The organism is Flavobacterium glaciei, from assembly GCF_003350545.1.
Classification (GTDB): domain Bacteria; phylum Bacteroidota; class Bacteroidia; order Flavobacteriales; family Flavobacteriaceae; genus Flavobacterium; species Flavobacterium glaciei.
Map to the genome: position 1 here is coordinate 17,935 of NZ_QQBA01000013.1, position 14,642 is coordinate 32,576.

The 14,642-nt window shown below is 34.7% G+C and carries 14 protein-coding genes; 5 read left to right on the top strand and 9 right to left on the bottom strand.

The window, feature by feature from the left end:
- Positions 1–61: 61 nt before the first annotated feature.
- Both DFR66_RS11170 and DFR66_RS11175 read right to left on the bottom strand, forming a co-directional pair.
- Complete coding sequence (locus DFR66_RS11170; protein WP_091165014.1) at positions 62–394, bottom strand: MerR family transcriptional regulator; 333 nt, start codon at positions 392–394, stop codon at positions 62–64.
- Between the two features lie 83 nt (positions 395–477).
- Positions 478–1,455: a M23 family metallopeptidase gene (locus DFR66_RS11175; RefSeq protein WP_114754927.1), complete on the bottom strand. Its 978-nt coding sequence runs from the start codon at positions 1,453–1,455 to the stop codon at positions 478–480.
- A gap of 352 nt (positions 1,456–1,807) precedes the next feature.
- Here DFR66_RS11175 and alaS point away from each other — a divergent pair, with 352 nt between their 5' ends.
- The 4 genes from alaS to DFR66_RS11195 all read left to right on the top strand — a co-directional run bounded on the left by alaS (position 1,808) and on the right by DFR66_RS11195 (position 6,999).
- Positions 1,808–4,441 carry an alanine--tRNA ligase gene (alaS, locus tag DFR66_RS11180; RefSeq protein WP_114754928.1) on the top strand — a complete coding sequence of 878 codons (2,634 nt, stop codon included), beginning with the start codon at positions 1,808–1,810 and terminating at the stop codon, positions 4,439–4,441.
- Positions 4,442–4,557: 116 nt separating this feature from the next.
- Positions 4,558–5,325 carry a hypothetical protein gene (locus DFR66_RS11185; RefSeq protein WP_114754929.1) on the top strand — a complete coding sequence of 256 codons (768 nt, stop codon included), beginning with the start codon at positions 4,558–4,560 and terminating at the stop codon, positions 5,323–5,325.
- Positions 5,326–5,419: 94 nt separating this feature from the next.
- A complete protein-coding gene (locus DFR66_RS11190; RefSeq protein WP_114754930.1) occupies positions 5,420–6,376 on the top strand; it encodes a GSCFA domain-containing protein in 957 nt (318 codons plus the stop codon).
- Positions 6,377–6,378: 2 nt separating this feature from the next.
- Entirely contained in the window at positions 6,379–6,999 is a 621-nt protein-coding gene (locus DFR66_RS11195; RefSeq protein ID WP_114754931.1) for a DUF4230 domain-containing protein, read from the top strand.
- Positions 7,000–7,235: 236 nt separating this feature from the next.
- On the opposite strand, the gene DFR66_RS11200 is transcribed toward DFR66_RS11195, so the two are convergent.
- The 7 genes from DFR66_RS11200 to DFR66_RS13930 form a co-directional block, all read right to left on the bottom strand.
- Positions 7,236–8,993 (bottom strand): aromatic amino acid hydroxylase, encoded by a 1,758-nt coding sequence (locus DFR66_RS11200; RefSeq protein ID WP_114754932.1) that lies wholly within the window; start codon positions 8,991–8,993, stop codon positions 7,236–7,238.
- An 18-nt stretch (positions 8,994–9,011) separates the two neighbouring features.
- Positions 9,012–9,152: a hypothetical protein gene (locus DFR66_RS13925; protein ID WP_158634649.1), complete on the bottom strand. Its 141-nt coding sequence runs from the start codon at positions 9,150–9,152 to the stop codon at positions 9,012–9,014.
- Between the two features lie 63 nt (positions 9,153–9,215).
- Positions 9,216–10,349, bottom strand: coding sequence for an esterase-like activity of phytase family protein (locus tag DFR66_RS11205; RefSeq protein ID WP_114754933.1), 1,134 nt, complete (start codon positions 10,347–10,349; stop codon positions 9,216–9,218).
- Positions 10,350–10,412: 63 nt separating this feature from the next.
- Positions 10,413–10,814: a group III truncated hemoglobin gene (locus tag DFR66_RS11210; RefSeq protein ID WP_114754934.1), complete on the bottom strand. Its 402-nt coding sequence runs from the start codon at positions 10,812–10,814 to the stop codon at positions 10,413–10,415.
- 60 nt (positions 10,815–10,874) lie between these two features.
- Positions 10,875–11,411 carry a DUF4136 domain-containing protein gene (locus DFR66_RS11215; protein WP_114754935.1) on the bottom strand — a complete coding sequence of 179 codons (537 nt, stop codon included), beginning with the start codon at positions 11,409–11,411 and terminating at the stop codon, positions 10,875–10,877.
- 48 nt (positions 11,412–11,459) lie between these two features.
- Positions 11,460–13,442: a urocanate hydratase gene (locus tag DFR66_RS11220; protein WP_114754936.1), complete on the bottom strand. Its 1,983-nt coding sequence runs from the start codon at positions 13,440–13,442 to the stop codon at positions 11,460–11,462.
- Positions 13,443–13,722: 280 nt separating this feature from the next.
- Positions 13,723–13,899, bottom strand: a complete 177-nt coding sequence (locus DFR66_RS13930) for a DUF5522 domain-containing protein (protein WP_158634650.1) — start codon at positions 13,897–13,899, stop codon at positions 13,723–13,725.
- Positions 13,900–14,017: 118 nt separating this feature from the next.
- Between DFR66_RS13930 and DFR66_RS11225 the strand changes: the two genes are divergently transcribed.
- Entirely contained in the window at positions 14,018–14,365 is a 348-nt protein-coding gene (locus DFR66_RS11225) for a hypothetical protein (RefSeq protein WP_114754937.1), read from the top strand.
- Positions 14,366–14,642 lie beyond the last annotated feature (277 nt).

The window sequence follows — 14,642 nt, forward strand, 5'->3', positions numbered from 1 at the left end:
TACTTAATTTAGTGTTTATTATTTAATTGTTTAAAGTTTAATTTGGTTGTAGTCGTGACGGCTACAATTCGTTTTTAATATTTGTTAATTGTGTGCGTATTGTTTCTAATTTCCGAATAATTTCAAACTTATCCAAAGTCTTCTTTTGTCCTTCTTTCAAATGGGTTTTGGCACCTTCCAGCGTAAAGCCTCTTTCTTTTACTAAATGGTAAATCAGTTGTAGATTAGTAATGTCCTCCGGAGTAAACATGCGATTGCCTTTAGCATTCTTTTTTGGTTTCAGAATATCAAATTCATTGTCCCAAAAGCGAATTAGCGATGCATTTACATCAAATGCTTTGGCTACTTCGCCAATGCTGTAATATCTTTTATCTTTAGAAAGCTCAATATGCATGTTTCTTTTATTTGACTTTTAATTCTGCAACCTGTTTACTTTTTTTCTGCTACACCTGATCACCGACCACTCTTTTTTGAACATTAATCTAAAGATTGGTTCTCTTGGTTCGCCAATTGCGCTATGACAACATACTCTACAGCCGAAATATTTCCGTAATAAAAATTAAGTGGGTTTACCACTTTTTTGTCCTTGTGAACTTCATAATGCAAGTGAGGCGCTTCGGACCTTCCTGTGCTTCCTACATAACCTATAACGTCACCTCGTTTTACGCTTTGTCCAGCTCGTGCTTTATATTTGCTCAAATGTGCGTATAAAGTTTCGTATCCAAATCCATGCCGAATAACAATATGATTTCCATAGCCAGAAGCGGTATTGTCTGCTTTAGCTACAACTCCGTCACCAGTAGCATAAATGGGAGATCCTGTTTTAGCTGTAAAATCCATTCCTTCATGCATTTTCCTTGCTTTTGTAAAAGGATCTGTGCGGTATCCAAAACCAGAAGCCATTTGTTTTAAATTTTCATTTCGTACTGGCTGAATGGCAGGAATGGCTGACAAAAAATCACTTTTGGCTTCTGCCAATTTCAAAATCGCATCTAGTGATTTTGACTGAACAACTAATTCCTTACTCAGGACATCAATCCTTTTTGTAGTATTGATAACTAACTGCGAGTTGTTATAACCTTCTAACGTTTTGTACCTATTAATTCCTGGTAATACTGATTTTCTAATAGAATTTGGAATTGCTGATTTATTAAAATACACCCGATACAAATTATTATCTCTATCTTCAATAGCTTCAATAACACTATTTACCTGATCCATTTTTTTATTCAACACCGCATAATTCAATCTCAAATTTTCAATTTCGCGCGTTTGCAAACGGTCTTTTGGTGTTTCAAAATAAGGAGTATTCAATAAAACTACAAAACTCAAAAAACCAAACAAGGCTGATGCCAATAAAAACAGGATAATAACACCAAGTTTTCTTCTTTTTTGTGTTTTTATCTTTCTATAGGCTAGATTTTCGGAATCGTAATAATATTTTACTTTCGACATATTTTAAAATACCCTATTTTTGCACACTGTAAAAGGTTAGACGAACAAATTTAAGAAATGTTTCATTTGTTACACCCTTTTTTCAGGAATAAATATAATAATGTGCCTATTCCAGCTATTCGTTGCAAGTTCTCGTTTACACATCTTTTTTTCTACTGAGCTAGCAGGAGCTTATCCCGAGACTTTGGGAGTCGCTCTGCCACTTCAAGAAAAAAATAGATGTATAAATCTCGAAGCTTTTCACTTTTATCTGGGGCAAAAGGAATAAAAAGATTTAGTGATTAAAAGATTGAAAAATTCAATTCTAAATAATCTTTAAATTTTTAAATCTTTAAATTTTTAAATTAAAAAAATGACATCACAAGACGTACGTAAACAATTTCTGGATTTTTTCGCATCAAAAGGACACTTAATCGTTCCATCGGCCCCCATTGTTCTTAAGGACGATCCCACACTGATGTTCAACAACTCAGGAATGGCACAGTTCAAAGAATATTTTCTGGGGAACGGAACTCCTAAAAGCAACAGAATTGCCGATACACAAAAATGTCTTCGTGTTTCAGGAAAACATAATGACCTAGAAGATGTAGGTTTTGATACTTATCATCATACCATGTTTGAAATGTTGGGAAACTGGTCATTTGGAGATTATTTCAAAAAAGAAGCCATCAACTGGGCTTGGGAGCTTTTGACAGAAGTCTATAAAATCCCCAAAGAAAACCTATACGTTTCCGTTTTCGAGGGGAATCCGGATGAAAACGTACCGTTCGATCAGGAAGCATGGGATATTTGGAAAGAACTAATTGACGAAGATCGCATCATTCTTGGAAACAAGAAAGACAACTTCTGGGAAATGGGCGACCAAGGACCTTGCGGACCGTGTTCGGAAATTCATGTTGACATTCGTTCTGCAGAAGAAAAAGCTTTAGTTTCAGGAAAAAGTTTGGTAAATAATGACCATCCGCAAGTTGTGGAAATTTGGAATAATGTATTTATGGAATTCAACCGTAAAGCAGATGGTTCTTTAGAAAAATTGCCTGCAAAACACGTGGATACCGGAATGGGATTTGAGCGTTTGTGTATGGCATTACAAGGAAAAACATCTAATTATGACACCGATGTTTTTACGCCTCTTATTGAAAAAGTAGAGCAAATTACAGGATTTAAATATGTAGACAATGCTGTCACTTCGAGCGCAGACGAGGAGAAAACTAATATCGCTATTCGTGTTATTGTTGATCACGTTCGTGCCGTAGCTTTTGCTATTGCTGACGGACAATTACCATCAAACACTGGCGCAGGTTATGTAATTCGTAGAATTTTGCGTCGTGCTATTCGTTACGGATTTACATTTTTAGATACTAAAGAACCTTTTATCAATAAATTAGTTGCTGTTTTGGCTGATCAGATGGGAGAGTTTTTCCCAGAGATTAAAGCACAACAACAATTGGTTACCAATGTAATTCGCGAGGAAGAATCTTCGTTTTTGCGAACTTTAGATCAAGGGCTACAATTGTTAGATAAAGTGGTTGCTGAAACATCAGGAAATGAAGTTTCAGGAGCAAAAGCTTTTGAATTGTACGATACGTTCGGTTTTCCAAAAGACTTAACGGCTCTGATTTTAAAAGAAAAAGGAATGTCTTTCAACGAAGCTGAATTTGATGCTTCCATGCAAGAACAAAAAAATCGTTCCCGTGCTGCATCAGAAGTTTCTACTGAAGACTGGTCTGTATTGATTCCTGGAAATGTGGAAACATTTGTGGGTTACGATCAAATAGAAAACGAAGTAAAAATCACTCGTATTCGTAAAGTAGATTCTAAAAAAGATGGTGTTTTATATCAGATCGTTTTAGACAATACACCATTTTATCCAGAAGGTGGAGGACAAGTTGGCGATAAAGGAACATTGGTTTCTGCTAACGAAACGATTGATATTATCGATACTAAGAAAGAAAATAATTTAATATTACATTTTGCAAAACAACTTCCAGAAAATATTAAAGCTGGATTTGTAGCAAAAGTAAATACAGATTTAAGAAGTTCAATTTCTAAAAACCACTCGGCTACACACTTGATGCATTTGGCATTGAGAAGTATTTTGGGAACCCACGTAGAGCAAAAAGGTTCGTTAGTAAATCCAAATTATTTGCGTTTTGACTTTTCGCACTTCTCTAAAGTTTCAGATGAAGAATTACGTCAAGTAGAAACAAGTGTTAACGCTCAAATTAGTGCCCAATTACGATTGGTAGAACACAGAAATATTCCAATTCAAGAAGCATTAGACAAGGGCGCAATGGCTCTGTTTGGAGAAAAATATGGCGATTCAGTTCGAATGATTGAATTTGGCGAAAGCAAAGAATTGTGTGGTGGAATTCATGTAAAAAACACCGCTGAAATCTGGCATTTCAAGATTATTTCGGAAGGCGCAGTTGCTGCGGGAATTCGTCGTATTGAGGCTATAACAGGTGATGCGGTGAAAAATTTCTACCAAAATCAAGAAAATACTTTGGCAGAGATCAAAGAAACCTTGAAAAATCCACAAGATTTATTGAAATCAGTAGCTTCATTGCAAGATGATAATGCAAAGCTGAAAAAACAAATCGAGCAATTATTAAAAGAGAAAATTGACGGATTAAAGAATGTTTTGGTTGCTGATTTTCAAGAGGTAAACGGTATTAACTTTTTGGCAAAGCAAGTTGATTTATCAATGAGTTCTACTAAAGATTTGGCACAAGCTGTTGGTGCTACAAAGCCTAATTCATTCGTGTTCTTAGCTTCCATTGAAGATGGTTTGCCTAACATTCATTGTTCTATTGCTAAGGAATTGGTTGTTGAAAAAGGCTTGAATGCTGGAACTGTAATTAGAGAATTAGGAAAACTAATAGATGGAAATGGTGGAGGACAGCCGTTTTTCGCTTCTGGAAAAGGGAAAAACCCTGCTGGAATTCAACAGGCTTTAGAACAAGCGATTGCCTTCGTACAATAAGGCAAAGAGATAAAATTTTTAGAATGTGAGCTATTTTGCGTAACTTTGTCATCATGTAGTGCTGTATCTAAAGTAGTTAATTAATTATTTACCTGCAGCCGCAACTTTTATAGATAATGAAAAAAATAAAAATAGTACCCGTTATTGGTTTTTTGGTGTTACTTTTTGCCTCTTGTAGTCAAGATAAAAATACAAGTACAAAGCTTGTAAGTAAAATTGTTGAGACAAATGCTGGCGGTAAGACAGTTACCACTGCTTTTTCTTATAAGGGAGATCACTTGGTCAGTACTAACAGTGAGTTGATACGAGTTGATTATACCTATGATGATAGTTTGATTTCGCAAATTAAAAAAACGGATAAGAAAACTAATAAAATTACGGTATTTAAATATACCTACGTAAAAGGTAAACTATCTCTCGTTGAATCGTCTGACAGACTGATAGTGCGCTACAAACATAATTCTGATGGGACAATTGCCTATGAAGGCTTTCATCTTGAAGATCAAAAGGAAAAACGTTTGTATGCAGGAGTCCTAACTGTGAAAACATCAAATGTTCTCACTGACAAGAAAAATTTTGTTGTTGATGAAAACGGAGGGAAATCCACTACATCTATTTCATACGATTATGACCAAGCAAAAAATCCTTGGAACGCTATTGCAGGATTTACTAATTTGTTAGATCATACTTCGATTATTTCTGCAAACAACGGAATTATGATGGTTGTTGAAAACTCGACTCTTTTTGCTGATGAAAGTGTTACATCTTCCGCTAAAATGTACCGTTGTACTATGAAATATGATGACGACAATTATCTTATTGAACAAATTTTTGAAGATGCTCCAGATGGTCGAGGATACGTAAAAGCGACCTATTTTTATTAAGATAAAATTTTTAAAAAAGCCCTTTTCGATTCATTAGAAAAGGGCTTTTTTTGTACCCTAAATACAAAAGCAATACAAGTTTAAATTTTTTTCTATGCAGTTTACCACTCCAATTCCGATTGATAAGAATGAATTTCCTATAGATTACAGCTCGAAAGTCATGTCAATAGGTTCCTGTTTTGCAGTAAATATGGCGGAGAAACTAGACTATTTTAAATTTCAAAATAGCTGTAATCCAGTTGGTATTTTATTCCATCCGTTGGCGATTGAAAAATTGATTGATTTTGCTGTTTCCCAAAAGAAATTTACAGAAAATGACATTTTTTTTTACAATGAACGCTGGCATTGTTTTGATGTACATTCAGATTTGAGTAATTCAAACAAAGAAGAATTATTAGCATCATTAAACGCCCTAATCAAATCAACTAATCAACAAATAACCGAATCAACACATTTCATTATCACCTATGGAACCTCGTGGGTCTATCGTAATATAGAAAGCGATTCTATAGTGGCAAATTGCCATAAAGTGCCACAAAAACAGTTCAAGAAAGAATTACTTTCTGTTGAAGAAATAGAAAAAAGTATAGCAAATACGCTGAAATTAATTCATGCTGTAAATCCTAATTGCACTGTTGTTTTCACAGTTTCGCCAGTGAGGCACATCAAAGACGGTTTTGTCGAAAATCAATGGAGCAAGGCCAACCTATTTTCGGCTATTCACAGTGTTTTGAAAAATGAACACAGCAAAATGAACACTGAATACTTTCCCAGCTACGAAATCATGATGGATGAACTTCGGGATTACCGTTTTTATGCTGAAGATATGTTGCATCCTAATCAAGTGGCAATAGATTATATTTGGAAACGTTTCAAGGAAACTACGATTTCTGAAGCTGCTTTTAATACAATGGATGAAGTAGAGAATGTCCAAAAAAGTCTTTCGCACAAGCCTTTTAACCCAAATTCTGAAAGTCATTTGAAATTTGAGTCTAAAGTCAGAGAAAAAATCACTAAATTGGAAAATCAATATTCATTTATGAAATTTTAATTATGCTTAGAAGAATACTTATTGCAATAGTGGTTATCGGTGGAATATTTTTATTATTCAAATACTGCGATTTTAAGAAAAACGATGATGAGGATATCACGTATAACACAAATCTTATTCAACAACAAATTCTAAACGTTGGAAAATTGGTCGTTACCGAAGGTCATTTCTCGGAAGTGATAACCTATAAAAATCAACAAAAATATTTGATGGACATGCTTTCTTTCGAGAAAAAAGCTTTGGTTGTTGTTAATGCTGATGTCACTGTTGCGTATGATTTACGCAAAATTAAATATGATATAAATGAGGCTGATAAAACGATCACGATTGTAAGTATTCCAAAAGAAGAAATAAAAATCAGTCCTGACATTCAGTTTTATGATGTAGAACAGAGCAAATTGAATCCGTTTACCGGTGATGATTACAATAAAATCAACAAGTCCGTAAAAGCCAATTTGGCCAAGAAAATAGAAAAATCATCATTAAAAACGAATGCTCAAAACCGATTGATTAGCGAGTTATCCAAGTTATTAATTACCACAAGTCAATTGGGTTGGACTCTTAAATATGACGGACAAGTAATTGAGACTGAAAAAGATTTTGGTAAGCAAATAAAATTGTAATTCAAAAACTCAACCGCAGATTCACAGATTTTAAATAATTCTAAAAATCTGTGAATCTGCGGTTGATTTTTATTGGTTAAACTAATAATAGAAAACATGCATTTTAGTGTATTTCGCTTTAGCTTCTACAACTATTTTTTACCACAAATTCCTCAAATTTTCAAAAATTAATATGTGAAAATTTGTAGAATTTGTGGTGAAATTTTGACCGTGCAGACTTTCAGTCCGTGTTTTAATTAAGCTGTTTCTTTGTCAAAAATTAAATCTAAACCACCAGCAATCAAATGCGCTACTTCGGGCCTTTTTTGTTTCAATTGATCAAGATAAACCATTATTTCCTGCAATAATTGCGGTTCGTTTCGGTTTTTCAAAAGCTCTGTAATTTCGACTGTTAATAACCAGTCATTTGGATGATTGTTTCGTAAATTTTCAAAGATTGGAGCAAGAGATGTTTGCATATCCTTGGTTTCTCTTATGTTTCGAACGGTTTGGTATAAAACCTCTAAATCATCACGTTCTGCTGTATGTTTCGCCTTGATGGTTTTGCTGGACGGAAGATGAGAAATCAAATCAAAACTATTTACATCAGCAGGACCTGAAAAAGCCGAAATTACTTTTTTACCCACAGCCATATCATAAATTCCCCATTCAGGTTGAAACAAAATCGTTTCTCCATGCGTTACAGTACAGTTCTTAAAGCGAATCAGAATAATTTCTCCCTGTAAGTTTCTGGAACCTGTTATGATTTCTCCTTCTACAGTAATGCCGCCTTCAAATTCCAGTTTAACTGTTTTAGACTCTAAAATATCATAAGCATTTAGGTCTTTTGGACTCATGTCTTCAATAGCCAGATTAATGCCTTCCAGTTTTCCTATTGGACTTCCAAAACCATCAGGATGTGTCAAAGTTCCGTGACCTACTAATTCTTTTTCTCTATATGCTAAAGCCGTTTTTCCGGTAGTTTGTATGTAAATTGGCTTGCCTTCATGTTGAATTACAGAACTGAAAACCCCCGAAATTTGTAAACCAGTACTCAATTCAATTGTACCAAGCGCATTCGAATCAATTAATTTTTCTATTCCCGATAAACCACCTGTTCTAAGTGCCATTTTATTGGCAAACTCTTCTAAAACCAAGCTTAAGTAAGCAAAATCTGGAGTTACGTATAGTTGTGGTTGCAGTTTCGTAATGTCAAAACTCTGATTGGCTGCTGATATATCATAAGGGATTTTTTGGACCTTATTGGTCATGCAATGCGCACTTTCGCCTATTGATGATAACAAACCGGCACCATATATTTTTGGATTTTCTACAGTTCCAATCAATCCGTACTCGACAGTCCACCAATGTAAGTTTCTGATTTGTGCCATTTCTGATAATTCGCCCATGTTATTTTGCAAATCTTCCACCGCTTTTTCGGCAGCATCAATAGTGGCTTGGGGAGTATCCTCAGCTTCTTTCACTATCGAAAGCAAACGGATGGCTTCGTACATTTGATAATCCTTATCTGAAGAAATCGCTTTGCAGCCTATTTCACCAAAACGTCGCAAATATTCCGCATATTCGGGATTTGCAATAATGGGAGCATGACCAGCACCTTCGTGAATAATGTCTGGTGCAGGTGTATATTCGATATGCTCGAGTTGTCGAATGTCAGATGCAATTACAAGCACGTTATAGGCCTGAAATTCCATAAAAGCGTTAGGCGGAATAAATCCATCCACCGCAACGGCTGCCCAACCTATTTCAGTCAGAATACGGTTCATCCCGTACATACTCGGAATGTTGTCAATTTCGATTCCGGTTTTTTTCAATCCTTCCAAGTAGGAACTATGTGCTACTTTTGATAAGTAATCTACATTTTTGCGCATCACATAACGCCAAACCGCTTGGTTTATGGGCGTGTAATCGCTATAATCCTGAGGCTTAATGAATTGTTTTAAGTGCTTTGGCAATCGGTCTAATAACGGATTGCTTTCTATTGTTGAGTTCATATCGAAAACGTTGTAGTTCTACTGCAAAAGTACGAATTTCAGGAGCGATTTCCCGTTTTTCATTGCAAGTTTTTGCAAACCCGTTTGTTTTTCTAAAGTTCCATCAGGAGCTTCCTCCGGTCGCTCTGCAGCAACAAGAAAAACCAAAACGGCTTTCACAAAAAGCTTTTCATTTCACTCGGGGCTTGGGGAGTTGGGGTTGAAAGATGTTCTTTGGATTTACTACTTCACTAATTCAAACACCAAAACCTGTGTTTTTTGTTTATCAGAAAAATTATTATCCGAAACAAAAATGATCGATGGATTACCATTAGCCAATTTTGGGCCAAAAGTAAGTCCTTCTATATTATCAATAAAAATCCCCAAATCATCCATGTTCAGAATTAGTCTTTTAGAAGCCAATTCTAATTTTTGGTTTTGTAAGGAAGGATAATTTTTTACATTAGTTGCCTTTTTCAAATCACACAAAAATACTTTTACCGTGCAGGCTTGTGTTCCGGTCGAGTAAGAACGTTCTACTACCAACAACTGATTTTTACCATAATACTGAATTGCCGAAACGCCATTTACTGCAAAAGCTCCTTTAGGATTTGGTTCTAATGCAATTGGTTCCAGTTGATAGCCGTACTGAGCGGTGTTCTTTTTTGTTTTAGCATCAAATTGATACAATCGGATTAAACCTCCTTTGCTGGTATTGGCTTGGTCGCCATCTTCAAATAAAGGTTCTTCAATGTTGGTGTAGATGTTTTTATACTTTTTGTCAAAAGTAATTCCTTCTAAAGTCCCGTTGTTTCTCGGACCTTTTTCCAGTTGCTGCATTTTTAAATTTTCTGGTACGGTAACATTGTCTAGGAAATTACCTTTTAAATCCATGTGATTTATCGATGGATTTTGTAAAACTGTTTTATCGGTAGTGACCACTCTCGCGCCTTCGCTGCTCCAAACCAAAGTATTTGTTTTTGGATTGAATCGGATGTCCTCCGGGTCTGCCGAGGTAGTTGGTGCTGTGTTCCAATTGCCGTATACTGCTCCAGTTTCATTTTTCAAATACGTTACGTTTTGAAAAGCAATATTTTTTATCTTGTCTTCAGACAAATTGATCTTAGCGGTATAAAATCTGGAATCGTTAAAGACAGATCTATCGTCACATATTAGATAATACAAATCATTTTTTGCATCATAATCTATTCCGGATAAGCCGCCAACTTTTGTATTCTGAAAGGTTTCTTCAAATGGAATTTCAATCGAACTGATTAGCTTCAAGCTCGGCGTTGCTTTGTTTTCGGTAATTTGTTTTAAATTGGAACAAGAAAATAGAAAAGCTGGAAATACTGCAAGAAATAATAATTTACGCATAAAGTAATGTGTTGCTATTTGCAAAAAGAAACAGATTATAAATTAAAAAAAACATTTTATAAACTATGAATTGTTCGTTTGGTTTTTTTCAAGATTGCGGAAATAGTCAATTTTGTAGTTGAACATTTCTGCCATGTTTTTAGCGCGGTATTTTGCTTCATCGGCTAATGGACCGGCAAATAAACTGTCTGTAGTTTGCGTAAAAATTTCCATCCAGCGGTCAAAATGTTCTTTGGCAACAGGCAGTTGTTTGTGCGGCGGAAAGGGACTTCCAGAATAAGAGTGTACTTCGAGCAAAATAGTTTGCCAAAAACGGTACATTTTTTCCAGATGTTCCGGCCATCGATTGCCTATTTTTTCATTGAAAATAGGCCCAATAAATTCATCTTTTTGAACTTTAGAATAAAAAGTATCAACTAGTAATTTGATATCGTCAAATGTTGTAATGTCGGTTTGTGGTGTCATAATTAGGTATAAAAAAAGCCTACGCAAAGGTAGGCTTTTATGTTTGAATCTGATGGGTAACTATTTTGCTTTAGGCGGAAATTGTTCTAAAATTTTAGCCACAAATTCGTTGATTCGTTTTTCTTTATCATTTCGGTTTTGATTCAAATAACCAAGACCTTCTCCTTGCCAAACTAATTCTTTTTTCTCAGCATCTATTAAGTCAATGAACAAGGTGCCTTCAGTGGAAGATGATACAAAAGTATTGTTTCCTCCCCACATAAATGGATTCCATCCCCATCCCCAGCCATAACCCCATCCAGCATTGAACTGATTTACATCGATTCGTTCTCTTTCTTTGGTCATGATGTTAATCAACAAATCGGGATTTTCGCTTTTAACCATTCCTTTACTGATTAATTCACGATCTATAGCATTAAGAATTCTTTTCTTATCTAAATCTGAAATCTCAACTTTATCGATACCTTTTTTATGAAATGTATACGTTTTATATTTGCTAAAATCTACATTATTATCATAATCGGAATATACTCTTACGGAACTGCAAGACGCAACTACGAAAAGTAAAAGTACTGGTAAAAGTTTAAATGCTTTCATGGCTTAATTATTAGATTACTTAAGTTATTAAATATATGTTCAAATTTTTTAAAATTCTAACAAATTTTCGGCTACTACATTAGGAATGGTGACTTTTAATAAAGGTTGCGTTTCCATTGCTCTTTTTATGGCAAATATTGCGCCTTCATTTCTAGCCCAACTCCTTCTAGAAATTCCGTTGTTGACATCCCAGAAAAGCATTGATGCTAACCGTTTTGATGCTTCTTTTGAACCATCAAGAACCATACCAAAACCACCGTTAATTACCTCTCCCCAGCCTACGCCTCCTCCATTGTGAATAGAAATCCAAGTAGCACCTCTAAAGCTGTCTCCAATGACGTTTTGTATTGCCATATCGGCTGTAAATCTTGAGCCGTCATAAATATTTGAAGTTTCTCTGTACGGAGAATCAGTGCCGGAAACATCATGGTGATCGCGACCTAAAACGATAGTTCCTATTTCGCCTTTGGCAATAGCCTGATTAAAAGCTTCAGCAATTTTTACGCGACCCTCAGCATCAGCATAAAGAATTCGTGCTTGAGAACCTACAACCAATTTGTTTTCTTGAGCGCCTTTTATCCAAAGAATATTATCCTGCATTTGTTGCTGAATTTCTTCGGGAGCAGTTTTTGCCATTTCTTCTAGAACTTGGCAAGCAATTACATCCGTTTTTGCTAAATCTTCCGGTTTTCCCGAAGCACATACCCAACGAAAAGGACCAAAACCATAATCAAAACACATAGGGCCCATTATATCTTGTACGTAACTAGGATACCTGAAATCGATGTGGTTTTCTGCCATAACATCAGCACCGGCGCGGGATGCTTCCAATAAAAAAGCATTTCCATAATCAAAGAAATACGTTCCTTTGGCGGTATGTTTATTAATCGCAGTCGTATGACGGCATAATGTTTCTTGAACTTTTATTTTGAATAAATCGGGATTATTAGCCATCATTTCATTGGCTTCTTCAAAGGAAATATCTGCAGGATAATAGCCTCCCGCCCAAGGATTATGAAGCGAAGTTTGGTCAGAACCTAAATCGATATGAATATTTTCTTGATCAAATTTTTCCCAAACATCAACTACATTTCCTAGATAACCGATGGAAACAATTTCATTATTAGCTTGTGCCAAAAGGACTCTTTGTACTAATTCATCTACATTTGCAATGACTTCATTGATCCATCCTTGACTATGACGAATATGTGTTATTTTCGGGTTAACCTCTGCGCATACGGTGATACAACCGGCAATATTTCCAGCTTTGGGTTGAGCGCCAGACATTCCGCCTAAACCGGATGTGACAAATAATCCCCCTTTTGGTTTGCGTTTTATTTTGCGAAAACCATTCAAAACCGTTATAGTTGTCCCGTGTACAATTCCCTGTGGACCAATATACATGTAGCTTCCTGCGGTCATTTGTCCGTATTGAGATACGCCTAGCGCATTCATTTTTTCCCAATCGTCAGGTTTAGAATAATTAGGGATAACCATTCCGTTAGTCACTACAACTCGTGGAGCTTCTTTGTGCGAAGGAAATAATCCCATTGGATGGCCAGAATACATTGTCAGGGTTTGCTCATCTGTCATTTCTGACAAGTACTGCATCGTTAATAAATACTGTGCCCAATTTTGAAAAACAGCTCCATTTCCTCCGTAAGTAATCAATTCATGTGGATGTTGTGCAACGGCATAATCCAAGTTGTTTTGAATCATCAGCATAATTGCTTTTGCCTGTTCGCTTTTGCCTGGATATTCATCAATTGGTCGCGCACGCATTTCATAATCGGGACGCAATCGGTACATATAGATTCGTCCGTAGGTTTCTAGTTCTTCTGAAAATTCTTTGATTAATTCAGCGTGATGATGAGGTTCAAAATAACGTAAGGCATTGCGTAATGCCAGTTTTTTTTCTTCATTCGAAAGGATTTCTTTACGCTTAGGTGCGTGATTGATATCTGTTTCGTATGGTTTTTGTTTTGGTAAAACTGAAGGAATTCCTTGTTGTATTTGTTCTTGAAATGTCATGTTTTTTTATTGAAAAATTTAATCTTGAAAAATTTAAAAAATAGTAATGTTTTACATTTTTATGTTTTTAAATTAATTCATTTTCGAATTGAATTTATACTCGATTTGCATTTTGTCCTTCTTTTTAGTTGAAGAATGCAGCTAATAAAAAAACGACTATGGATAACGGATATCCGATCTATGGTAGGATTTGTATATTTTAATCCTAAACTTTAATGATTGATTATCCATATTTTGGGTTACTTAATTTTTTGATTGATTTCTGCTATTTAAAAATTGTTTACTTTTTATTTGTGCCTGTTTTTTTATCAAAACCATACGGGCAATGACGACAACCGCTTTTACAACAATAACCACGTTTCAAATGGTGTTTTTCAGTAAAACATTTGTAACCTTCAGGTGTGTAATAGAAATCTTCCCCTTCTATCAATTTATTTTCATTACTTTGGTCAATCATATTTTGGGATTATTCTATGGTGTAAGTTTTTTGAATTACGAATTCATCTAAGTCAATAGGTTGAGTTTTTCATTAAATAGAACTAGTGTATCATTACAAATTTATAAATTTATGGCGAATGTTTCAGATTGTTGCTAAATATTTAATTCCTAAGGGATACCGTGGATTGACTGTATATCCTTTTGTATTTGTTAAATATGAAATGGATAAAGGAAATCGAGTTTTTGTAAATCACGAGAAAATTCATCTTCGTCAACAAGCTGAATTATTAATACTTCCCTTTTTTATGTGGTACCTCTTAGAATATTGTTTTCGATTGTATCAATATAAAAATGCAAATCTAGCTTATAGAAACATTAGTTTCGAAAGAGAAGCTTATGAAAATGAATCAAATTTAGGGTACTTAAAAAACAGACACTTCTTTCGATTCTTAAGATATTTATTCTTAAAAAATAATTCCATTTAGAGAGTTTTTTTTGTTGAATATGTTCTCCTCCTTTTTTTTAGTTAAATTAATTTCACTGTATTAACGAACAGTAAGTTAAATCTTTACATGTTAGAAATTATACAAATAATAAATTATTATGGCTTTATTTAAATTGTAAGAATTTAAACATATAAAATTTAAAAAGATGTATTTTATCGATTATTTATACTTTTCATCGTCTTTTTTACTGATTCCTATCTTGTTTTTTTGTAACTTTATATAAAATTATTAAAAACAGCATTTATGAGCTGAAATT